Below are 22,097 nucleotides of genomic sequence, written 5' to 3' on the forward strand. Positions count from 1 at the left end.
GCGCTCAGCGCTGGCCTGGCGGGTTGTCTTTAAGCTGCAGGGCGCGCAGGTTGTGCGGGTCCAGACGCTGGATCAGTTGCAATTGCTCGGCGGTCGGGGCTGCGGTGGTCGGGCAGTCGTCCGGCACGTGCAACTCGAAGCCGGTGTTGTCCTGGACCTGCGCCGCCGTCACGCCGGGGTGCAGCGAACGGATGCGCATCTGCCGTTGCGGGCCTTGGAAATCCAGGACGCAGAGGTCGGTGATGATCAGGCGAATGTCGATGTCGTCCAGCTTCCAGCCACGCGCCAGGCGGGCCGGGTTGTAGCCGACCGAAGCAACCATATCGACCTCGCCTTCGACGAACACCCGACGGTTGTGGCTCGGCACGCAAAACGAGTTGGCGTGGCTGATCGAGTTGCCGGGGAAACCGCGCACACCGAGCATCTGCGCCTTGGGTTTGGCGTAGTCGCCGATGCAGGAAATGTTCGCCTGGCCAAAGCGGTCGATCTGGGTCGGGCCGACCAGTGCATGGCGCTTGCCGCCCCAGACGTTGTCGAAAATCCGCGAGAAGCCCATCCAGCTGTCGCGCTTGGGCTCGTAGCCCTTGCGTGCGCCCAAAGGCACCGGTTCGGCGACCATGTAGGCTTCGGAGTCGGTCATCAGCAGTTGCGGGTTGCAGCTGAGCATGGCCAAGGATGCCGCCAGGCGCGGGATCACGCCGATGCCGGTGGCCAACACCTCGCCGTCTTCGCGCCAGGCTTCGGAGGCGGCGCAGATCATCAGCTCGGCGAGGCTGTAAGTGGTAGTGCTCATCGGAAGGCTCCCTTAGAAAATCGGCAACGGCAGTTCACGGATCGCAGCCAGGCCGCCAACCTTGTTCAGGTACTGTTCGTGGGTGCAGTCGACGTAATCGCGCACGTAGCCCTCCCAGCCATCGGCGGCCTGCACCGTGGCGTTGTAGGCCTTGAAGTGCGCGACATCGAAACCGTACAGCGGCGCGCAGGACGACGGATGCGCCCCGCCCGGCACGTGGGCCACGGCTGTGGTCAGGTTGCGTTCCCAGAACACTTGATGGGCATGGGCGCTGTCCTGATGGAAATACTCGCTGTCGACCAGTTCATCGCAGGTCACGTAGCTGTGGGTCGCGGCCCGCACGAACAGGTCGTCCATGTAGTGATCGGGACCGCTGATCTGGCACACGCCGCGTTTGTCGGCACGGTCGACATGCACCAGCGCCGCGTCGAGCTTGAGCGCCGGCATCGCCACCCAGTCCTTGCCATCGGCATAGGGCGAGGCGATCAACTTGATCTGGCGGTTGTGACGCAGCACATCGGTGCCCAGGCCCACGGCGGTTGGAATGAACGGCACATTCATCGCCGCCGCCCGCAGGCCGAGCAGCAGCATGCCTTCGTCGATTTCCATCACGTCCAGCGCCGCTTCCTGGCGCGCCTTGCGGAAGTACGGCTCCAGCGGAATGAAATCCAGGGAGACGAAGGCGAACACCAGTTTCTTGATCTTGCCGGCCGCGCAGAGCATGCCGACATCCGCACCGCCGTAGGCAACCACGGTCAGGTCCTTGAGATCCGAGCGCAAAATCTCGCGCACCAGCGCCATCGGCTTGCGACGCGGACCCCAGCCACCGATACCGATGGTCATGCCGTCACGCAGTTGGCCGACGATCTCGGCCGTGGTCATTTGCTTGTCCATCGTCTTGTTCCTCATTGGCGACCGACACTGAAGTCGTGGCCCCAGTGGCTGACCACGGTGCTTTCGAACGGCGTGTGGCGGTCCCAGTCGACCACCAGGCCGTCGCAGCCGTACTCCAGGTCAAACCCGGACGGGGTCTTGATGTAGAAAGAAATCATCTGGTCATTGGTGTGCTGGCCGAGGGTGGCCGACAGCTTCACGCCGTTGGCGTGGACGCGGTCCAGGGCGCGGCCGACTTCATCCAGCGCGTTGACCTCGACCATCATGTGCACGCAGCCGTGAGGCATCGGGCACTCGAAAATCGCCAGCGAGTGGTGGCGGCCGTTGTTGCAATGCAGGAAGTGGATGCGCTTTTGCGGCTCGGCCGGGTCCGGGGTGAAGCGGACTTTCATCAGGTCGGACAGGCCAAAGCCCATCACCTGTTCGTAGAAGTCGCGGCAGCGTTCGAAGGCGGGTGCCGGCAGCACCACGTGGCCCATGCCGAGGTCGTTGGTGACAAAACCTTTGACGCCCACCGGCGAGACGAAACGGGCGAAGTCCTGCAGCGGGCCCCAGAAAATTTCGTGGTGGTTGCCGTCCGGATCACTGAAGTGCACCAGTTCCTGAACCTTGCGCAGCTCGGCCTCAGCCGCGGTGCCGCGGGTCACTTGCACATCAGCCTGCTGCAGCTCGCTGACCGCCTGTTCCAGCGCCGCCTTGCCGGCCACTTCCCAGCCGCAGGCCCCGAAGCCGTTCCCGGCACTGTTCTGCACCAGCACGCGGTAATGACGCTCGTCCATTTTCAGGTACAAAAGCTCGTCGTCGCCGCTGACCATCATGCCCAGCACCTGGCTTGCGTAGTGGCGCCATTGCGCCAGGTCGCTGGATAACAGGGTGACGTAACCCAGACCGCGGATATCCATGGATGCACTCCTCGTTTTACTCAGGCCGTGCCGCCCTTCGGCTGGTGCCGGGGGAGACTTTATGTAGGGCCTATTCAAACGGGTTCGGGGAGGGGCAACATCGTCCAATGGGACTAGCGGATTCAACCCTGCAGGAGCTGCCGAAGGCTGCGATCTTTTGATCTTGATTTTCATCGATGCCGAGAAGATCAAGATCAAAAGATCGCAGCCTTCGGCAGCTCCTACAGGGGGGCGTCAGGCGGGTTGCTCGATTTGATCCAGCATGCGGTTTGCCCTGATCTGCGCCAACATCACGCTGCTGGAAATACCTAGCAGGACGTTGCGCGACGAACCTTCCAGATGGACGACCGAGGCCAATGTCTCGTACCTGTAAACCCTCACAAACACCCTGTAGGAGCTGCCGAAGGCTGCGATCTTTTGATCTTGATCTTCAGCCACTCCAACTCCGCCAAAAGATCGCAGCCTGCGGCAGCTCCTACAGAGGTGTGGTGGCTGTGGGATGAGTGCAGGCATAAAAAAACGGGCCATAAATGGCCCGTTTGAGGAAAGTGCGATTGCGTTCAAAGCCGAGGAAAATCCTGCACGCTCAAGACGCTGCGCATTGGCTCTGTGATTACTGGGTAGACTTGGCTTCTCGCACTTTCTTTTGCTCTGCCAGGGCTATTTCCTTGAAATCATAGGTCGGAAAGAATTCTGTCCGGTAACTTCCCCACGCGGTGTTTTCGAGTGCGAGGTTGACCGCTGCGAGACGCGAGGCAGGCAGGCGCAGAACGATGACCTGTCCAATCCCCATGGTTATGTTCCAGCTGACAACCTCCACTCCGGCCGGAGGGAACACCTTGTAAAAATCCTGTTTGGCGAGTTGTTCTTTCAACTCTCCCAATGGACGCGATTGATCGTGCTTCAGGAAAACAGTCAGCATGAGTGCATTATCTGGCGTGGCGATAACTTCTTTTGCCGCCGAGGGCGTTGTCGCCTGTGCATTGGCGCCAGCCGAGTAAATTCCGGCCAGCAGTAGCGTAGACATCAAGATCGTTCTGATTTTCATACTCAGGTTGCGCCTTTTATTTTTGGGTTTTTATGGATGCTATTTCAGCGCGGCGCCATTTAAAGCCAACGCATTGAAGTATCAAAATAATTACTTAACAAATGACTGTCGAAAGGCGAGGAGATGCGGCCAATGCTTGAATATCAGTCTTATCCTCCATCTGCTTTCCGTGGCTGACAAGTGGACTGAGTAATCCAGCGAGGAGCAGGCCTGTAAACATCGCGTTGTATTTTCGCATGGAATAATTCTTTGCCGATTTTAGTGGTGATGCTTGTTTGTTGCTTTGCTATTTATAAAAAAACCGATCAGTACACCCAGCTGATGAAATATAGGAGCGATATCAGCCACTCACAACACCCAGGTATATATTTGCAACAATTGCAGCAACAATGACTTTCAATAAAGGCCAACAAAATAATGGGCGTATGGGCCTCTTCGTCAAGCTCCGGAAATCCCTGTAGGAATTATCGCTGGCCGCGACTTTCTGATCTTGATCTTCTCGGAGTCGATGGAAAATAAAGATCATAGATCGCAAACCGAGGCAGTTCCTGGCGTTGCGTAATGCAGGTGGTGAGGTTTGCGGTTCGCCGTGATCTCCGCCAGCATCACGCCATTTGAAATACCCAGCAAAACATTGCGTGAACTGCCCTCCAAATGGTCCACCAGGGTTTCAGTCGTGACCAGTGACGCGAACTTGTGCAATAACCTGTAGAAGCGAGCCTGCTCGCGATGGTCGTCAACGATAACGCTGAAAGCCTGACACCCCGCGGCGTTCTCCGGTTTATTGCGAGCAGGCTCGCTCCTACAAGGGGTATGCGGTGTTCAATCTTTATTCGGCAGGCATAAAAAAACGGGCCTTGGGGACCCGTTGGAAAGTTGGCCCGACGTCCGTGCCAGGCCTGAAACATATGGGATTGATAGCCTTGTGCTGCATCCTGTGGCGAGGGGGCTTGCCCCCGCTGGACTACGCAGTAGTCCCAAATCCAGGCGACACGGAATGTCTGAAAAACCGTGCAACCCTGTTTTGCGACCGCTGCGCGGCCGAACGGGGGCAAGCCCCCTCGCCACAGGTTCGGTCCGAATGGAGAACATTCGTTAACCAACAGGCCTCGTCCGGCATCAACCCTTGCGGAAGTGCGGAATCACCTTCTCGCCAATGTTCTTCAGCGTCTCGAGCTGCGCCCACTGCGGCACGGTGCCCATCTGGCAGATGAACAGGATTTCGTCGGCGCCGGCGTCGATCAGGCGCTGCACGTAGCCGATGCAATCTTCGACGGTGCCGTAGGCGTGGTTCGGGTTCATCATGGCCATGGTCGGGTCGGAGAAGTCGACGCTGACTTCTTCGGAGGCGAAGCGCGACTTGATCACGCTCTGGCCGTTGCCGTCGACGAAGGTGTCGTCCTTCCACTTCTCCGGATCCGGACGCTCGCCACCGCCGTACCAGTAGCCCAGAGACTCCATGAAGTAACGTTGGCCACGGATACCGATGCGGCGCGCTTCTTCGTTGTCGTCCAGCACGATGGCCGGGCACAAGGCGGCGATGTGCCGGTTCGGACGGAAGCCAACCTGTTTCTTCTCGTCGCGATGGTCAAAGGCCTCGTGATACACCTCGACCTTCTTGGCGATTTCTTCCGGGCCACCGAAGCCCAGCACCAGCGCACCCATGCCGCGACCGCCGGCATTCTTCAGCGACTCGGTGTTGGTGCACGCCAGGTACATCGGCGGGTGCGGGTCCTGATACGGCTTTGGATGGATCGGGCGCTTGGGGATCTGCACGAAGTCGCCGTTGTGCTCGATCTCGTCCTGCACGAACATCTTCGGGATCAGGTACATCATCTCGTCGATCTGCGGCTGCAAGGTCGCCAGGTCGTAGCCGAAGGTGCCGGCTTCCTGCTGGGTGCCGCCCTTGCCCACGCCGAAGTGCACACGGCCCTTGGACAGCAGGTCGAGGGTGGCGATGCGCTCGGCGACTTTCACCGGGTGGTTCATCGCCGGAGGCAGGCAGACCACGCCGTGGCCGATGCCGATGCGCTCGGTTTTACCGGCCACGAAAGCCAGCATGGTTTCCGGCGCGGACATGTGCGAGTAGTTGCTCAGCGCTGTGTGCTCTACGCACCAGAAAGTATCGAAGCCGAGCTTGTCGGCCAGCACAGCCTGCTCGACCGTGTCTTCGAAAATCTTGCGGTCGCCTTCGCGGCTTGAGTCCACCGTCTGGGCTTCGTAAATCAGGGAAAATTTCATGGTTGATCCTTGTGCTTATTTGGATGCGCAGTCGGCGCCGTAGACCTTCGCCTTACCGCCAATGCTCGTGCATCGACGGGGCGCTCGAATCACGCAAACGGACTAGCCCGTTTCATAGAAAAAGAGCTGTAGGGAAGCATCAGAGGAAAAAGTCGCTGCTGTCCTGCCCCATGCTCACGCCGCCCAGATTCCAGGCGTACTTGGCCGGGCTGTTGGCAACGTGAGCGCGACCGGTGTGAATGTCGCGGAAGGCACGGTTGATCGCGTGACTGCGGAAGATCGTCGAGGCACCGCTGTTGAACATCAGATCGCCAACCGCCTTGGCGCACTTGTCGGCCACCAGCGCCGAGTCGTAACGCATCTTCACCCGCTCGGGCATGCTCAACGGCTCACCCTTCTGCGCGCGCTCCAGCATCAAGGCGAAGTTGCGATGCAGCACGGTCTTGCATTCGTCGACGCAGACCATGGCATTGGCCAGGGCCGATTGCGCAGCCGGGTCCTGGACCATCTTGCGACCGTCATTGACCCCGACCCGGGCGCGGTTGTGCTCGACAAACTGATCCACCGCACCTTGCAGGGCACCGATGGCGGACGACGACACCGCACGCACGAAAATCTGCCCGAACGGCAGGCGGAACAAGGTCGCGGTGTTGACCGCATTGCCCGGACTGTTCTGCATGAAACCGTCGAGCGCGCGATGGGTGCGGTACTCGGGAACGAAGGCGTTCTCCACCAGAATGTCGTGGGAGCCGGTGGCTTCAAGGCCCATGACATTCCAGTTGTCGAGAATCTGGTAGTCACTGCGCGGCACCAGGAACGTCCGATAATCCGGCGCCCCGCCCGCCTCTTCCGCCGGCACCAGCGCACCGAGGAACGCCCAGTCGCAGTGCTTGCTGCCGGAAGAAAAGCCCCAGCGGCCGCTCAACTTGAAACCACCGTCGACTCGCTCAACCCTGCCCACCGGCATATAGGAAGACGAGATCAGCACACTGGAATCGCTACCCCAGACATCTTGCGCGGCGCGGTCGTCGAACAGCGCCAGCTGCCAGTTATGGATCGCCACCACCCCCAGCACCCAGGCCGAAGACATGCAGCCTTCGGCCAGGGTCATCTGCACGTCGAAGAAATCCTTGGGCTCCAGCTCATAGCCTTCCCAACGGGAGGGTTGCAGGATGCGAAAGAACCCGGCGTCGTGGAAATCCTTCAGGGTTTCTTCAGGCAACTGCCCGGCTTGCGCGGCGTTCAGGGCGCGTTCACGCAGGATCGGCACCAACTCACGGGCACGTTGGCTCAGACGCTGGCGAATCAGGTCTTGGTTGAGCATTTTTATTGTTCTCCTTTGTTCACCCCATCCGCCGGGGCGCGCGTGCAACGGGGCGGGTGTAGTGCCCCTACGCTGGCATTCAAACAATGCGCAAAGCGACGGGCATCCCTCAAACGGACCATGTGGTTTTGGGGAACTGGTATCTGGGTGGGGGTGAATCAGAAGGTGATGTGTTGGCTGGCAGGCCGTCTTCGCGGGCAGGCCCACATTGAGCCTCCTGTTTTACTCGGGACTTGTGGCCACTGAAGATCCCGTGTGGGAGCGAGCCTGCTCGCGATGGCTTTGTGTCAGGCGGCATGGATTTTTGAGGGTGTACATATCCGTTTCTACGGTAACGGCCGCTTAGGGTTCCGCTCTTACAGCGGGTCACTTTGAAAAGCGCAAAGTAACCAAACGCTCTTGCCCCTGACATTCGGCCTCACGAGGGGGCGTACACCGCAACAGCAAGATTTCGGTCAGCTTGCAGGCCGTCTTCGCGAGCAGGCTCGCTCCCACAGTTGATCCGGGTATGCCTGCGAGAGATTGGTCGGCTGTCAGACCGCCTTCGCGAGCAAGCTCGCTCCCACAGAAGAGCAGAGCAAAAGCAGATCGGCGTACACCCATGCTTCTCACCACTCATCAGGCCGAGCGTTAGCTCGCCTGCAGCTCTTGATCTTGATCCACCCGCCCCCTCGGCAGGCTGAGTGGAGGTGTTCATCCGGGGACTGGCGCGCAGCGCCGTTCGACGCAGTCGAACTCATTGCATGTAGGTCGAAGCGAAGCCGACCGGAGGGCAATGCCCCCGGATGGACACCGGAGCGAAGGAACCCCGAGCCTCAGCGAGGGGCCGTACGTTCGGGGCGAGCGTTTTTTTGGTTACTTTTTTTAGGCGCTTGTAAAAAAAGTGACTCGCCGTAAGGGCGAAACCATAAGCCGCCGTTACCGCAGCAACGGATATGTACACAACACAATAGCAGCCTGGTCGGCCCAGAGGCCGCCAAGGCCTAGTCCCCTCGGACGATGTTGAGTCTGTACACCAGAGCAAGAATCCATCGCACTCCACCCCCAACAAAAAAGGCCCAGTGCGATGAACGACGCCAATCTCAAAGCCGACATGCTCCAGGCCATGCGCCGCCTGGCCAAGTCCGTCACCATTATCAGCACCAGCAACGGCTCCGAACGCTTCGCCATGGCCGCCACCGCGGTCGACTCCCTGAGCACCGAACCGCCATCGCTGCTGATCTGCGTCAACAAGACCGCCTCGCCCCACGCCGCACTGGCGACCGGCGCGGACTTCTGCGTGAACATCCTCGGCGTCGACCAACAAGACCTGGCCCACCTGTGCAGCGGCGCGATCAAGGGCGAAGCGCGCTTCGACCGTGGCAACTGGCTGACGAGCCCCGGCGGCATTCCTTACCTGGGTGACGCACAATCGGCGATCCTCTGCCGCCAGGACGGCCACTTCAGCTACGGCACCCACACCGTGTTCATCGGACGCATCCTGCAGATCCACACCACTGACGCCATCACCCCGCTGGTCTACCTCGACGGCAGCTACACCACCACCGCCAAACCCGCACCTTCTCTCGCAGCCGCTGGCTGAGGCCCGAACATGGACAGCCTGAACCGGTTGACGGCGCTGCGAGTGAACAGCGCCGACCCGTTGCCATGGGATGACCGCTGCGACTTGCTGATCGTCGGGTTTGGCGGAGCCGGCGCCTGTGCCGCCATCGAAGCCAGCACTCGCGGACTGTCGGTGCTCGCCCTGGATCGCTTCGAAGGCGGCGGCGCCACGGCACTCAGCGGTGGCGTGGTCTATGCCGGCGGCGGTACGCCGTATCAGCGCCAGGCAGGCTATGAAGACACCAGCGAGGCGATGTTCAATTACCTGCGCCAGGAAGTCGGCGAGGCCGTCAGCCTCGAGACGCTACGGGATTTCTGCGAAGGCAGCCGTGAGCAACTGGCCTGGCTGGAGCGACATGGCGCGGCCTTCGAAGCCAGCGTGCCGCCGCACAAGACTTCGTACCCGAGCGACCAGTACTACCTCTATTACTCCGGCAACGAAGCCGTGCCGGCCTATGCCGCCAGCGCCAGGCCGGCACCCCGTGGCCATCGCACCAAAGGCCCGGGCATGTCCGGTGCCAGTCTGTTCGCCCCGCTCAAGGCCAGCGCCTTGCGCCACGGCGCACGCCTGCGCAGCCAGTGCGAAGTGCGGCGGCTGGTGCTCGACCTGGACGACAAGGTCCTCGGCGTCGAAGCCTGGCAGTTGCCGCCGGGTAGCCGCGCGGCCAAACAACATGCGCGTCTGTCGCGCTGGGCCGCGGCCATTCATATGTACGCTCCGGCCTTGGCCGACCGCTTGCGCGCCCGTCAACGTCGCATCGAACAGGCCAGCGCCATCCGCCAATTGATTCGCGCCGAACAGGCAGTGCTGTTGAGCAGCGGCGGTTTCATCTTCAATCGCGACCTGGTGCGCCAGCACGCGCCGCAGTACCTGGCCGGTCTGCCGCTGGGCGCCACCGGGTGCAACGGCAGCGGCATCGCCCTGGGCCAGAGCGCCGGCGGCAGCGTGGCGCGGATGGACAAGGTCAGCGCCTGGCGTTTCATCAATCCGCCACTGGCCTGGGCCCGTGGGCTGATCGTCAATGCCCGGGGACAACGTTACGCCAACGAAGAAATCTACGGCGCGACCCTCGGCCACGCCATGGTCGAAGAACAGGATGGTCGCGCCATTCTGCTGCTCAACCGCGCGCTGGTACGTGAGGCATTGAGTCAGGTCGGTCCCGGCAAGGTGTGGAATTTCCAGCGCCTGCCGGTGCTGCTCAACCTGCTGTTCAACGCCAAACGCAGCAGCAGCCTGGCCGGGTTGGCCAAGCGCTGCCATCTGCCGCCGGAACTGCTGCGCCAGAGTGTCGAACGCTATAGCCGCGCGGCACGCGGTGAAGTCGCCGACGAGTTCGGGAAGTCCGCGGCGATGCTCGCCAACCTCGACCAGGGCCCGTGGTATGCCCTCGACCTTTCATTCGCCAGCAAACTGTTCCCCTGCCCGGTCATCACCCTGGGCGGGTTGAAAGTCTGCGAGGCCAGCGGTCGGGTGCTGGACCCTGCCGGCCAGCCAATAAACGGCCTGTACAGCGCCGGCCGCAATGCGGTCGGGGTCGCCTCCAACCTGTATGTCTCCGGCCTGTCACTGGCCGATTGCATCTATTCCGGTCGCCGGGCTGCCGCCCACGTGGCCGACCAATTCGCACTTCAAACCGCACGATCAGGAGAACAACAATGCAACGTGTAGAAGGCAAAGTCTGCATCATCACCGGCGCCGCCAGCGGCATCGGTCGCGAAGACGCCCTGCTGCTGGCCCGCGAAGGCGCCAAAGTGGTACTGACCGACCTCAACGAAGAAGCCGGTCGCCAGGCGGCTGCGGAAATCGGCGCCAACGCGCTGTTCATCCGCCACGACATCGCCAGCGAAAGTGACTGGCAACACGTGGTCAAGACCACCGTCGAACACTTCGGCCGCCTCGACGTACTGGTCAACAACGCCGCGATCCTGGCCCTGGGCAGCATCGAAGACACCACCCTGGAGCTGTGGCAGAAGGTGCAGAAGATCAACGGCGACGGCTACTTCCTCGGTTGCAAGTACGCCATCCAGGCGATGAAGGAAAGCGGCGGCGGCTCGATCATCAACATGTCGTCGGTCGCCGCCCTGGGCGCCATGCCGATGTTCTGCGCTTACTCGGCGTCCAAAGGCGCGGTGGCGGCGATGACCCGCTCCATCGCCCTGCACTGCAAGCAGCAGGGCTATCGCATCCGCTGCAACAGCGTACACCCCGATGGCGTGAACACGCCGATGACCCAGGCCCTGGCCGGTGGTCAGCCGATCCCGCAGGAAGCGCTGGACCAGGACCCGATGAACCGCATGGCGGCGCCACGGGACATTGCCAACGTGGTGCTGTTCCTCGCCACCGACGAGTCGCGGTTCGTCAACGGTGCCGAGATCCGCGTCGACAACGCCCAACTGATCAGCGGGCTCTGAGGTCGAGGTGAACATGGGCACGCAACAACAGAACCTGACCCCGGCCGAATCGACGACGGCAAGCGTCTCATTGCAAGTGTGCGCGGTGATCGACGAGACCGCCGATGCGCGCTCGCTGGTGCTGGACATACCGCCAACCCTGCGTGAGCGCTTTCGCTACAAACCGGGCCAGTTCCTGAGTTTTCGCGTGCCCTTCGCCGGCAAACTGTTGACCCGCTGCTACTCCATGGCCAGCTCGCCCCTCGCGGACGCGCTGCCCAAGGTCACGGTGAAACGGGTCGACGGTGGCCGGGTGTCGAACTGGATGAACGAAGTCCAGGTCGGCGACTGGCTGGAAGTATTGCCACCGGCCGGGCATTTCTGCCTGGACCCACAGGCGGACACCGAAAAGCCCCTGGTCCTGTTCGGGGGCGGTTCGGGCATCACCCCGGTGTTTTCCATTCTCAAGTCAGTGCTCCATGGCAGTCGGCGGCCGATCAAGTTGATCTACGCCAACCGCGATGAGGCGTCGGTGATTTTCAAGGACGAGCTGTGCCGGTTGATCAAGGCGCATCCTGATCAACTGCACGTGGTGCACGTCCTCGATTCGGTGCAGGGCTTCCTGACGGACCATCAGGTCCGTCATCTGCTGCACGGATCGGCCGGCGGCGACTACTTCATCTGCGGGCCGGGTCCTTTCATGGACACCGTGGAGCGCACGCTGCTGGCACTGGGCGAAGCGGCCGAACGCATTCATGTCGAACGTTTCGTCTCGCCACCGGACCCCGATGAACTGCTGGCCGAAGAAACGCTGGCACGAGCGGCGGCCATGGATTCGCAATGTGAAGCGCTGATCGTCGAACTCGATGGCCAGCAACACGAAATTGCCTGCCAACCCGGCGACACCTTGCTGCAAAGTTGCAAAGCAGCTGGCCTCGATGTGCCGTCGTCCTGTGAAGAAGGTTTTTGCGGGGCCTGCATGTGCGTGGTCAAGGAAGGTGAAGTCCAGTTGGCGCGCAACGACGTGCTGACCCCCAAGGAACTCGCCGACGGCTGGACGCTGGCTTGTCAGAGCCGCCCGACGGGTGCCCGGGTACGCCTGAAATTCCCGGATTAAGGCTACGCATCCCTCTGTAGGAGCTGCCGCAGGCTGCGATCTTTTGATCTTGCCTTTAAAAATCAAAAGATCGCAGCCTGCGGCAGCTCCTACAGGGGATTGCGTATGGGCTTTGTCGCCTTAGTCTCAACGGACGATCACTCAGGCCCGGTCTGCAGTTAGACTCGGCCACAGCATTAGCCCACAACAATAAAGAGGTGCAGTTATGGCTCGTTTGCAGAACAAGGTCGCGGTGGTCACCGGCGGCGCTTCGGGGATCGGTCTGGCCTGCGTGCGCCGTTTCGCTGCCGAAGGCGCGCAAGTGGTCGGGCTGGACATCGGCAGCGCCCCGGCGGACTTCCCCGGCCTGTTCATGACCCTCGACGTGCGCGACGAAGCGCAGGTGCAGCAGGTCATGCAAGACGTCATCAGCCGCTTCGGGCGCATCGATATTCTGGTCAACGCCGCCGGCGTCGCCGACCAGGGCAGCGTGACCCAGACCACCACCGCCAACTGGCAACGGGTGATGGACATCAACCTGACCGGCAGCATGCTCACCAGCAAGTACGCGCTGGCGTCGATGGTGGAGCAGCGCGGTGGTTCGATCATCAACGTCGGTTCGATCTTCGGCCTGCAAGGTTGCGACGGCAACGTGGCCTACAACGTGTCCAAGGGCGGCATCAACCAGCTGACCCGCTCGATGGCCATCGATTACGGCTACGCCAACATTCGCGTCAACGGCCTGTGCCCGGGCCTGATCGAAACGCCGATGACCAGCATGGTCCGTGACAACGATGCGTTCCACGCCTTCTTCGCCTCGCAGCACATGCTCAGCCGCTCCGGGCAACCGGAAGAAGTGGCCAATGTCGCGCTGTTCCTGGCTTCGGACGAAGCGTCCTTTGTCAGCGGCCAGATGATCGCCGTGGACGGTGGTTTCTCCGCCGGTCGCCGTTTCGCCCCACCCGCCCAGTAATTCGCAATCCGGCCGGGCGCCCTGCCTGGCCTACTCCCTTTTTCGCAACTGTCTTCTAACCGGGGAGGCCCCATGCCGCCTGTCGCCACCGCACTGACCATCGCTCAACTGTTCGCCAACGCTGCCCAGGCCTACGGCGACCGCCCGGCCATCGAGGACGCGGGCCACAGCATCAGCTACCGACAACTCGACCAGTTGCGTCGCCAGGCTGCCCGCGCACTGCTGGCCCTCGACGTACAGGTCGGGGACCGCGTGGCGATCTGGGCGCCCAACGTATGGGAATGGATCGTCACCGCCGGCGCCCTGCAAAGTGTCGGCGCCGCCCTGGTACCGCTCAACACCCGGATGAAGGGCAGCGAGGCGGGCTACATCTTGCGCGAAAGCGGCACCTGCGTGCTGTTCGCCATCGGCGAATTCCTTGGCGCGGACTATCCCGGCATGCTGGTGTCGGAAGACCTGCCTGCGCTGCGCCACATCGTCAGCCTGCGCGGCGCCAATTCGGGCACCCTGGCCTGGGAGCGCTTTATGGATCTGGCGGCCGACGTGCCGCAACTGGCCTTGCGCACCCGCGAACAAAGCGTTGGCCCGCAAGCCTTGTCCGACGTGCTGTTCACCTCGGGCACCACCGGCAAGCCCAAGGGTGTGATGACCAGCCACGGCCAGAACCTGCGCATCGTGCGCGACTGGAGTGACATCGTCGGGCTGCGCGAAAGCGATCGCTACCTGATCGTCAATCCGTTCTTCCACTCCTTCGGCTACAAGGCCGGCTGGCTGGCCGCATTGATGCGTGGCTGCACCCTCCTGCCGCAGCAAGTGTTCGACGTGCAGGCCGTGCTCGAATGCGTGCAGCGCGAACGCATCACTGTGTTGCCCGGGCCGCCGACGCTGTATCAATCGTTGCTGGCCCATCCGCAACGCAGCGAGTTCGACCTGGGCTCATTGCGGGTAGCGGTAACCGGCGCGGCGGCGATCCCGGTGGAGATGATCCACCGCATGCGCGACGAACTGGGGTTCGCCACCATCGTCACCGCGTATGGCCTGACGGAAGTCTGCGGTTTCGCCACGATCTGCCGCTCCGGTGATTCCGCGGAACTGGTCGCCAACACCAGTGGCCGGGCGATGCCGGGGGTGGAAGTGCGATGTGTCGGCAACACGGGCCGCAGCCAACCGGCGAACACTCCCGGTGAAGTGCAGATTCGCGGTTACAACCTGATGCAGGGTTACCTCAACAACCCCGACGCCAGCCAGGAAATTCTCGACGCCGACGGCTGGTTGCACACCGGCGACATCGGCATGCTCGATGAACAGGGTTACCTGCGCATCACCGACCGCCTCAAGGACATGTTCATCACCGGTGGCTTCAACGTATATCCGGCGGAAATCGAACAGTGTCTGCTGACCTATCCGGGCGTGGCTCAGGCCGCGGTGATCGGCATCCCCGATGAGCGCATGGGTGAGGTGGCGATGGCGTTCCTGTTGCCTGCGCCAGGAATGGAAATCGAGCAGGCGCGGTTCCTCGCCTGGTGCCGTGAGCAGATGGCCAACTACAAGGTGCCGCGCCGGGTGCAGGTGCTGCAGAGCATGCCAATCAATGCCGCGGGCAAAGTGACCAAGAATGTGTTGCGCGAGTGGGCACTGCAGCCAGTCAGTTAGCTCAAAAAGATCGCAGCCTTCGGCAGCGCCTACATGGATCGGTGTACACCTGTAGGAGCTGCCGAAGGCTGCGATCTTTTGCCTGTTTCAGACCACCCGCGCCGGGTGCTGTTGGCGCGGGTCGCCGAGCATGGCGCGGTGCGACGGCGGCTGGCGGCCTTCGGCTTCGCTGATGCCGTAGCCGGGAGCGATTTCGGCTGTGATCAAGGTCTGCCCCGACAGCGCCATCAACTGCGGATCATTGAGCAAGGCATGGATCACCCGTCCGTTGAACTGCGGGGTTTCGGCATGGGCGAGAAACGCCTGGTACTGCTCGCCATGCTGCTCGCCGGCAATCCGGGTGCGTTCGGTCAGTTGCGGGCCGAGCCACAGCGACAACGCCGCCACGTCCTGCCCCTCGAAATCGATCGCCATGTCCGCCGCCAGTTTGTCGACTCCGGCCTTTTGCGCACCGTACGCCGGGCCGTGCATGTAGCACCCGGCCCCGAACGACGAAGTGAAGCAAATCAGCCCCTGGGTACTTTTGAGTAACAGCGGCGCGGCGTAGTAGCTGGCGATGTAGGCCGAGCGCAGGCCGACGTCGAGAATCCGTACCAGCTCCAGCGGTTTGGCCCAGAACGGCCCCGGCTCGATCAATTGGTCATGGATGAACGCGGCGTTGTTCACCAGCAAATCCAGGTGCCCGCACTCTTCTTCTACACGGGCAAACAAACCCCGGACCTGCGCGTCATCGGCGTGGTCACAGACCACCGCGATACCGCGTCCACCGGCGGCGGTGATCGCGGCGGCGGTGTCTTCCAGCGAGCCGCACAAGGCATGCCCGTACAGATTCGATCCGCCCTGCGCCGGGGCGCGGCCAGTGATGTATACGGTCATGCCCGCCGCACCGAGGGCCAGGGCGATGCCCTGGCCCACTCCGCGACTGGCACCGGTCACGATAGCGATTTGTTGACGTGGCTGATTCATTCAACGCTCCCGAACAAGGTTTTCGCCGAAGCGGTTTCGCTCTGGCGCTTGATGTAATTGGCGGCCAGGTAGCCGAAGGTCATGGCCGGGCCGATGGTCGAGCCGGCACCTGGATAAGTGCGACCCATCATCGAGGCGGCGCTGTTGCCGATGGCGTACAGGCCGTTGATCGGTTGCCCGTCTTCGTGCAACACGCGGGCGTGCACGTCGGTCAGCAGCCCCCCCTTGGTGCCGATGTCGCCGGCGTCGATGCGCACGGCGTAGAACGGCCCCTTGAGCAACGGCGCCAGGCACGGATTGGGTTGCACGTTCGGGTCGCCGTAGTAGCGGTCGAACAATGAGTCACCCTTGTGGAAATCCTCGTCGACGCCCTGCACGGCCATGCCATTGAAGCGCTGCACAGTGCGCATTAGTCCGGCAGCGTCGACGCCGATTTTCGTCGCCAGCTCTTCCAGGCTCGACGCCTTGTGGAAGTAGTCACGCAGATGCTCGGGCAATTGCCAGTCGCGCTGGGCATAGCCCGGCAGCAAGGCACCGCATGGATATTTGCGGCGGAACTCGGCATCGAACACCAGCCAGCACGGCACGCTCGCGGCGCCCTCGCGGTTGTTGGCGTACATCGCATAAACGATATCGGTATAGGGCGCGGCTTCATTGACGAAACGTTCGCCCGCGGCATTGACCATCACGCACCCCGGCAAGGTTCGTTCGACGAACAACGCACGCTGCTTCTCTTCGCCCTTGACGAAAGTGGTCGGCGCCCACCAGCTGTGCTCCATCAACGCGGTCCGCGCGCCGATGGCCTGGCCGGCGCGGATGCCGTCGCCGGTATTGTTCGGCGGCGTGGCACTCCAGTTGGCCCGGGACGGCTGCGGCAGGTACTGCTCGCGCATCGCCTGGTTGCGCTCGAAACCACCGGCGGCAATGATCACCCCATAGCGCGCCTTGACGTGGAGCAACTGACCGTTGCGATTGACCCGCGCACCGCCAACCCGGTCGCCGACCAACAGCAGTTCTTCGAGTGCACAGTTGAGCCACAGGGATTTGCCGCGATCCTGCAGCGAACAGCGCAAGGCACCGATCAAGGCATTGCCCAGGGTCAGGTAGCGGTCGCGACGGGACAAGCGCCGCCCCTCGCGGTCACGCCAGTAACGCCACATCACCCGCAGTGTCAGGCGCAACCAACCGGGGCCACGGCACAGCAGCACCTGCGCCTCTTTCATGGTCATCGCCATGCGCCCCATCATCAGGGTGCCGGGGGACGGTGCGCGCATGCGCAGGAATTCTTCGCCGAGCTCAGCGGCATCGAAGGGTTGCGGATCCATCGAGCGATAGCCCGGTTTGCCGCCTGCGACTTCCGGGTAGTAATCGGCGTAGCGCGGTTGCGCCTCGAAGCGCACCCGGGTGTGTTTTTCCAGATACTCGACCATCTCCCGGCCGTGCTCGACATAGGCTTCGATGCGCCCGTCGTCGATCTCGTCATGGGTCACGGCGCGGATGTAGGCAATCGCTTCGGCTGCAGAATCACTGCCGCCGAGCGCATTGATCCGATGGTTGTTGGGGATCCAGATGCCGCCGCCGGACACCGCCGACGTACCGCCGTACTCGCCGCTCTTCTCGATCAGCAGCGCATTCAAGCCCAGGTCGTGGGCACGCAGCGCAGCGGTCATGCCTCCGGCTCCCGAGCCAACTACCAACACATCACAACACTCGTCCCATTTGATCCCGGCAGCGTTCATGCGATCACCCTTGTTCAGCGCCCATCAGGCAGAAACCGCCACCGCCGGATCTTCGCCCGGTGCAGTCGGTCTCGGGATTGTTCGCCGCACGCGCCGGGTGTTCATCGTCCGATGGGACTAAGGCTGAGACTGCGACAGCCCCGTACAAATCGCTTAGTCCGCTTGGACGATGTTGCGCGCAAGTCGTGACTCCATAGTCGCCCACAACACCAATCCCCCCCTGAAATGCAGGTCGGGCAGGTCTGACCTGGGCCATGAGGACGACATGATAAAAACAATAATCGCCCCACCAACACAGCACCCTCGCACACAGCTTGTTCTATTGATGCTGGCTGGCGGATTAAGCGCTCACGTTAACGCCATGAGCTTTCAGCCGAGCGAAGACTTGAGCATCGACTGGGACACCACACTGACGTACAGCCTCGCCTGGCGGACCGAGTCTCGCGATCACAAACTGACCGCCGATGCCAACGGCAACGACGGCGACAACGCCTTCGACAAAGGCAGCCTGATCAACAACCGCAGCGGCTTTCTCACCGAAGCCAACATCAAGTGGCAAGACAACTACGGAGTGTTCGTCCGGGCGACCGGTTTCTACGACAACGTCTACGATCAGGGCAACGACAACACCACCGGCACCTCGAACTGCTTCGCCGGTGGCCATTGCAGCCAACCCGACCGCTTCTCCCAGGACACCATCGACCAGCACCGCAATGAACTGCGCATGCTCGATTACTACGCCTACGGCACCTGGGACGTCAGCGGCCACGCCCTCAACGCGCGCCTGGGTAATCAGGTGGTGAGCTGGGGTGAAAGCCTGTTCTACCCGGGCATTTCCGCAGCGCAGAGCCCGGTCGACGCGACCAAGGCGACCACCCCGGGCGTCGAGGTCAAGGAAATCCTGCTGCCGGTCGGCCAACTGTTCACCCAGTTCGCCCTGACCGAAAGCCTGGGTGTCCAGGCGTACTACCAATACAAGTGGGAAAAGACCGAGCTGTTCGGCGTGGGTAGCTACTTCTCCACCACCGACTTCATCGATGAGGGCGGCTTCAACGACGCCTCCGGTTTCGTCACCCGCCTCAAGGACGACAAGCCGAGCGACAGCGGCCAGTACGGTCTGGCCTTCACCTACGCCGCCGAGTCGTTGAACAACACCGAGTTCGGCATCTACTACTCGCGTTACCACGACAAGACCCCGTCCCTGGACTTCGCCTCGACCCTGGGTCGCTACCAGGTGCGCTACTTCGACAACATCGACCTGTTCGGCGCGAGCTTCGCCACCGTGCTGGGCGACGTCAGCTGGGCCGGTGAAGTCAGCTACCGCGACGGCACGCCAGTGATGGTCGACAACGGTTTCTCCAGCCCCGTGCGTGGCAAGACCGTGCAGGCGCAAACGTCGATGATCTACGTGCTCGGCCCGACCTCCTTCGCCGACAACACCACCCTGACCGGTGAGCTGGTCTACAACACCGTGGTCAGCAACGACAAGTCACAGCCGGTCACCCTGGCGCCGGGCTTCGCGCTGCCGGGCACCGACAGCCTGGTCTATGACCGCGATGCCTGGGGCTACACGGTGCAGGCGAACTTTGACTACAACGACGTGTTCAGCGGATGGGACATGTCGGTGCCTGTCACCTTCAGCGCCGCCGCCCACGGCGACAGTTCGATGGTCGGCTCGATCAACGCCGGCCAGAACGATAACCGCGCCAGCATCGGCAGTTCGTGGCGCTACCTGGGCAACTTCACCGTCGAGGCCCGCTACAACGCCTACCTCGGCAACGCCAACAACAGCCCGTTGGCCGACCGCGACAACGTCGCGCTCAACTTCAAGTACCGGTTCTGATTCCCCTGTCGGAGGAGCACAGCATGTCCAGATTCACCCAAACATTATTGAGCACGGCGCTGACCGTCAGCCTGCTCGGCAGTGGCCTGGCCTACGCCAAGGTCAACCCCGAAGAAGCCGCCCGCCTGGGCCAGGACCTGACCCCGATGGGTGCCGAAAAAGCCGGCAACGCCGACGGCAGCATCCCGGCCTGGACCGGCAAATGGCGCGGCCTGCCACCCGGCCTCAAATACGCCGGCCCGGGCACGCCGTACCCGGACCCGTACGCTGCGGAAAAACCGCTGTTCGTGATCGATTCGAAGAACATGGACAAGTACGCCGACAACCTGACCGATGGCCAGAAAGCGTTGCTCAAGCGTTACCCTGACACGTTCAAGATCCCGGTGTACCCGAGCCATCGCGACTTCCGCCTGGATCAGCGCCTGGAAGACCAGGTCAAGAAAAACGCCGTCACTGCCGAACTCGACAATGACAACAACGACACGAAAAACGCCTGGGGTGCCTCGCCGTTCCCTATCCCGAAGAACGGCAGCGAGTTGATGTTCAACCATACCTTGCAGGGACGCGCCAGCACTGAAGAGGCCACCTACGGCCAGGCAGTGGTGTACTCCAACAAGGAAAAGGTACTGGAAGAGGTCGACTACAAGATCTTCTCGATCTGGTCGAGCCCGGACAGAGCCCTGGATACCGCCAACGGTGTATTCACCCACTTCCTGATCACCACCCTGGAACCGGTGCGCAAGAAAGGCGAGATCGTGGTCGGCCACGAGTTCATCAATCCGACCGCTTCTCCGCGCCAGGCCTGGCAGTACAGCCCGGGCCAACGCCGGGTACGTCGCGCACCGACCGTGGGTTACGACTCGCCGACCGGCGCGGGAGGTTTCCGCGTGTACGACGAAGACCGTTTGTTCAACGGTGCGCCGGACCGCTACAACTGGACCATCGTCGGCAAGAAAGAGATCTACATTCCGTACCACAACTACAAGATCGACGACCCGAGCGTAACGACCGACCAGATCCTGGACACCACCGGCCACGTCGATCCGCAGTACATGCGCTACGAGAAACACCGCGTCTGGGTGTTGCAGGCCAACCTCAAGGAAGGTGCCCGCCACGTGTATGCCAAGCGCGTGCTGTACCTCGACGAAGATACCTGGTCGGCAACCATGGCCGACAATTACGACAGCCGTGGCCAGTTGTGGCGCACCAACATGCAGACCTCGATCTACGCCTACGAGATGCAGCGCTACCACGCTCGCCTCGGCATCTACCACGACCTGATCGCCGGCTCCTACCTGGTTGACCGCATGCTGGTCGATCAGAAACCGGCCAAGCTCAACGCCACCGCCTTCACCGAAGACGAATTCACCCCTGGCAACCTGCGCAAACTCGGCACCCGCTAAACTCACCGCGCCCCGACCGATTTCTTCGGTCGGGGCGTTGTGCTTTGTAAAATCCGCGCCTCCCACGGAAAAGTCCCCATGAACAAACTCCTCACCGGCGTCATTGCCTTGGCCAGCGTTGGCCTGTCGATGCAAGCCAGCGCCCTGAACATCCTGCTGACCAACGACGATGGCTGCCGCGCACCCGGCATCGATGCGATGTACCGCGCCCTGACCGCTGCCGGACACAACGTCACCCTGGTCGGTCCGTTGAACGACAGCAGCGGCATCAGTGCCGCCAGCGTGGTCGTGCCCGGCCAGGCCCTGGCGGTGACCGAACTGGCGCCGGGAAAATTTTGCGTCGGGCCGCCGCAAGGCTATACGCCGCCTGCCGGCAAGACTTCCGCCATTGGCACGCCGGTGGATGCGGTCAACGTCGGCCTCGACGTGATCCTCAAGGATTCACCGCCGGACCTGGTGGTCTCGGGCAGCAACTTTGGCGAAAACGTCGGTCCGCTGACGCAGATGTCCGGCACCCTCAACGCGGCGGTACGGGCGATGTTCAAAGGGGTGCCGGCAGTGGCGGTGTCCACGGCCATCGACATGGACCTGATCATCCGTGACCAGCAGGCCGGGTACCGCAAAACCCTCGGCGCGATGGACGACACGGCGAGCTTTGCCGTGAAGGTGATCGAGCAAGCGAGTCTGGCCGGTACAGACGCCAGACAGGCCTGTGCCAGGAGCAAACATCAGTGTGATTTGAACGTGCTGGGCCTGCCGGGCGTCAGCGGCCTGAACCTCAACTACCCGCCGCTGAAACCCGATGAGGTCAAGGGCGTGAGCTTTGCCCCGATCGGCAATTGGGACCGGGTGAACTTCACCTCACAACGTGGCGCCGACGGCGTGGTCCACGTCAACCTGGCCGCCCCGCTGTCACCGACCGAAGCCCAGCAAAAGGCCGATGCGTACCAACTGTGGCAAGGCCATGCGGTGATCACCGTGATCGACGGCAACATGACGGCACCGGCGGCGGTGCAGGATCAGGCGAAGATGATGTTGCGCGGGATCAAGCCTTAAGTTGAATCCGTGGGAACACACTGACCTGTGGCGAGGGGGCTTGCCCCCGTTCGGCTGCGAAGCAGTCGTAAAATCGGCGAATGCGTTCTCACTGAAAAAACGCGAACGCTGATTCCAGGGCCGCTGCGCGCCCCAACGGGGGCAAGCCCCCTCGCCACAAAAGCTCGCTCCCA

19 protein-coding genes are annotated in these 22,097 nt (G+C 62.2%); 9 read left to right on the forward strand and 10 right to left on the reverse strand.

Features of this window, described 5'->3' with window-relative positions; translation table 11 throughout:
- Positions 1-4: 4 nt before the first annotated feature.
- From KW846_RS21965 to KW846_RS21995, 8 genes are all read right to left on the reverse strand, one after another.
- A complete protein-coding gene (locus KW846_RS21965; protein WP_218485205.1) occupies positions 5-793 on the reverse strand; it encodes a CoA-transferase subunit beta in 789 nt (262 codons plus the stop codon).
- 12 nt (positions 794-805) lie between these two features.
- Positions 806-1,687 (reverse strand): CoA transferase subunit A, encoded by an 882-nt coding sequence (locus KW846_RS21970; RefSeq protein WP_218485207.1) that lies wholly within the window; start codon positions 1,685-1,687, stop codon positions 806-808.
- An 11-nt stretch (positions 1,688-1,698) separates the two neighbouring features.
- Complete coding sequence (locus tag KW846_RS21975; protein WP_218485210.1) at positions 1,699-2,589, reverse strand: VOC family protein; 891 nt, start codon at positions 2,587-2,589, stop codon at positions 1,699-1,701.
- A gap of 234 nt (positions 2,590-2,823) precedes the next feature.
- Positions 2,824-3,027 (reverse strand): DUF6124 family protein, encoded by a 204-nt coding sequence (locus KW846_RS21980; protein ID WP_218485527.1) that lies wholly within the window; start codon positions 3,025-3,027, stop codon positions 2,824-2,826.
- Between the two features lie 175 nt (positions 3,028-3,202).
- Complete coding sequence (locus KW846_RS21985; RefSeq protein ID WP_371321772.1) at positions 3,203-3,637, reverse strand: hypothetical protein; 435 nt, start codon at positions 3,635-3,637, stop codon at positions 3,203-3,205.
- 522 nt (positions 3,638-4,159) lie between these two features.
- Positions 4,160-4,339: a DUF6124 family protein gene (locus KW846_RS30545; RefSeq protein WP_371321773.1), complete on the reverse strand. Its 180-nt coding sequence runs from the start codon at positions 4,337-4,339 to the stop codon at positions 4,160-4,162.
- Positions 4,340-4,756: 417 nt separating this feature from the next.
- Positions 4,757-5,878 (reverse strand): LLM class flavin-dependent oxidoreductase, encoded by a 1,122-nt coding sequence (locus KW846_RS21990; RefSeq protein ID WP_218485213.1) that lies wholly within the window; start codon positions 5,876-5,878, stop codon positions 4,757-4,759.
- Positions 5,879-6,017: 139 nt separating this feature from the next.
- A complete protein-coding gene (locus tag KW846_RS21995) occupies positions 6,018-7,202 on the reverse strand; it encodes a flavin-dependent monooxygenase (protein WP_218485215.1) in 1,185 nt (394 codons plus the stop codon).
- A gap of 1,066 nt (positions 7,203-8,268) precedes the next feature.
- On the opposite strand from KW846_RS21995, the gene KW846_RS22000 reads away from it, so the two are divergent.
- The 6 genes from KW846_RS22000 (at position 8,269) to KW846_RS22025 (ending at position 14,917) form a co-directional block, all read left to right on the forward strand.
- The gene (locus KW846_RS22000) at positions 8,269-8,784 is read left to right on the forward strand and encodes a flavin reductase family protein (protein ID WP_218485218.1); all 516 of its coding nucleotides are present in this window, start codon (positions 8,269-8,271) and stop codon (positions 8,782-8,784) included.
- Positions 8,785-8,793: 9 nt separating this feature from the next.
- A complete protein-coding gene (locus KW846_RS22005) occupies positions 8,794-10,473 on the forward strand; it encodes an FAD-binding protein (RefSeq protein WP_218485219.1) in 1,680 nt (559 codons plus the stop codon).
- Complete coding sequence (locus tag KW846_RS22010) at positions 10,461-11,216, forward strand: glucose 1-dehydrogenase (protein WP_015094272.1); 756 nt, start codon at positions 10,461-10,463, stop codon at positions 11,214-11,216. The genes KW846_RS22005 and KW846_RS22010 overlap by 13 nt, the downstream gene beginning before the upstream one ends.
- A 13-nt stretch (positions 11,217-11,229) precedes the next feature.
- Positions 11,230-12,312, forward strand: coding sequence for a ferredoxin--NADP reductase (locus tag KW846_RS22015; RefSeq protein ID WP_218485221.1), 1,083 nt, complete (start codon positions 11,230-11,232; stop codon positions 12,310-12,312).
- 205 nt (positions 12,313-12,517) lie between these two features.
- Entirely contained in the window at positions 12,518-13,264 is a 747-nt protein-coding gene (locus tag KW846_RS22020; RefSeq protein ID WP_095967411.1) for an SDR family NAD(P)-dependent oxidoreductase, read from the forward strand.
- Positions 13,265-13,336: 72 nt separating this feature from the next.
- Entirely contained in the window at positions 13,337-14,917 is a 1,581-nt protein-coding gene (locus KW846_RS22025) for a FadD3 family acyl-CoA ligase (protein WP_218485223.1), read from the forward strand.
- A gap of 87 nt (positions 14,918-15,004) precedes the next feature.
- On the opposite strand, the gene KW846_RS22030 is transcribed toward KW846_RS22025, so the two are convergent.
- Positions 15,005-15,883 carry an SDR family NAD(P)-dependent oxidoreductase gene (locus KW846_RS22030; protein WP_218485225.1) on the reverse strand — a complete coding sequence of 293 codons (879 nt, stop codon included), beginning with the start codon at positions 15,881-15,883 and terminating at the stop codon, positions 15,005-15,007.
- Positions 15,880-17,622 (reverse strand): FAD-binding protein, encoded by a 1,743-nt coding sequence (locus KW846_RS22035; protein WP_218485228.1) that lies wholly within the window; start codon positions 17,620-17,622, stop codon positions 15,880-15,882. Before KW846_RS22035 ends, KW846_RS22030 begins: the two co-directional genes overlap by 4 nt.
- 325 nt (positions 17,623-17,947) lie before the next feature.
- On the opposite strand from KW846_RS22035, the gene KW846_RS22040 reads away from it, so the two are divergent.
- The 3 genes from KW846_RS22040 to surE all read left to right on the forward strand — a co-directional run bounded on the left by KW846_RS22040 (position 17,948) and on the right by surE (position 21,924).
- The gene (locus tag KW846_RS22040) at positions 17,948-19,465 is read left to right on the forward strand and encodes a DUF1302 domain-containing protein (RefSeq protein WP_371321774.1); all 1,518 of its coding nucleotides are present in this window, start codon (positions 17,948-17,950) and stop codon (positions 19,463-19,465) included.
- A gap of 23 nt (positions 19,466-19,488) precedes the next feature.
- A complete protein-coding gene (locus KW846_RS22045) occupies positions 19,489-20,868 on the forward strand; it encodes a DUF1329 domain-containing protein (RefSeq protein ID WP_218485232.1) in 1,380 nt (459 codons plus the stop codon).
- 78 nt (positions 20,869-20,946) lie between these two features.
- The gene (gene surE, locus KW846_RS22050; RefSeq protein ID WP_218485234.1) at positions 20,947-21,924 is read left to right on the forward strand and encodes a 5'/3'-nucleotidase SurE; all 978 of its coding nucleotides are present in this window, start codon (positions 20,947-20,949) and stop codon (positions 21,922-21,924) included.
- Positions 21,925-22,097 lie beyond the last annotated feature (173 nt).

This window comes from Pseudomonas sp. PDM32, from assembly GCF_019219225.1.
Taxonomy (GTDB): Bacteria; Pseudomonadota; Gammaproteobacteria; order Pseudomonadales; family Pseudomonadaceae; genus Aquipseudomonas; species Aquipseudomonas laurylsulfatiphila.

Coding starts and splice junctions, on each gene's coding strand:
- KW846_RS21965 (WP_218485205.1), bottom strand. CDS start 793: ATGAGCACTACCACTTACAGCCTCGCCGAGCTGATGATCTGCGCCGCC.
- KW846_RS21970 (WP_218485207.1), bottom strand. CDS start 1,687: ATGGACAAGCAAATGACCACGGCCGAGATCGTCGGCCAACTGCGTGAC.
- KW846_RS21975 (WP_218485210.1), bottom strand. CDS start 2,589: ATGGATATCCGCGGTCTGGGTTACGTCACCCTGTTATCCAGCGACCTG.
- KW846_RS21985 (WP_371321772.1), bottom strand. CDS start 3,637: ATGAAAATCAGAACGATCTTGATGTCTACGCTACTGCTGGCCGGAATT.
- KW846_RS21990 (WP_218485213.1), bottom strand. CDS start 5,878: ATGAAATTTTCCCTGATTTACGAAGCCCAGACGGTGGACTCAAGCCGC.
- KW846_RS21995 (WP_218485215.1), bottom strand. CDS start 7,202: ATGCTCAACCAAGACCTGATTCGCCAGCGTCTGAGCCAACGTGCCCGT.
- KW846_RS22000 (WP_218485218.1), top strand. CDS start 8,269: ATGAACGACGCCAATCTCAAAGCCGACATGCTCCAGGCCATGCGCCGC.
- KW846_RS22005 (WP_218485219.1), top strand. CDS start 8,794: ATGGACAGCCTGAACCGGTTGACGGCGCTGCGAGTGAACAGCGCCGAC.
- KW846_RS22010 (WP_015094272.1), top strand. CDS start 10,461: ATGCAACGTGTAGAAGGCAAAGTCTGCATCATCACCGGCGCCGCCAGC.
- KW846_RS22015 (WP_218485221.1), top strand. CDS start 11,230: ATGGGCACGCAACAACAGAACCTGACCCCGGCCGAATCGACGACGGCA.
- KW846_RS22020 (WP_095967411.1), top strand. CDS start 12,518: ATGGCTCGTTTGCAGAACAAGGTCGCGGTGGTCACCGGCGGCGCTTCG.
- KW846_RS22025 (WP_218485223.1), top strand. CDS start 13,337: ATGCCGCCTGTCGCCACCGCACTGACCATCGCTCAACTGTTCGCCAAC.
- KW846_RS22030 (WP_218485225.1), bottom strand. CDS start 15,883: ATGAATCAGCCACGTCAACAAATCGCTATCGTGACCGGTGCCAGTCGC.
- KW846_RS22035 (WP_218485228.1), bottom strand. CDS start 17,622: ATGAACGCTGCCGGGATCAAATGGGACGAGTGTTGTGATGTGTTGGTA.
- KW846_RS22040 (WP_371321774.1), top strand. CDS start 17,948: ATGCTGGCTGGCGGATTAAGCGCTCACGTTAACGCCATGAGCTTTCAG.
- KW846_RS22045 (WP_218485232.1), top strand. CDS start 19,489: ATGTCCAGATTCACCCAAACATTATTGAGCACGGCGCTGACCGTCAGC.
- surE (WP_218485234.1), top strand. CDS start 20,947: ATGAACAAACTCCTCACCGGCGTCATTGCCTTGGCCAGCGTTGGCCTG.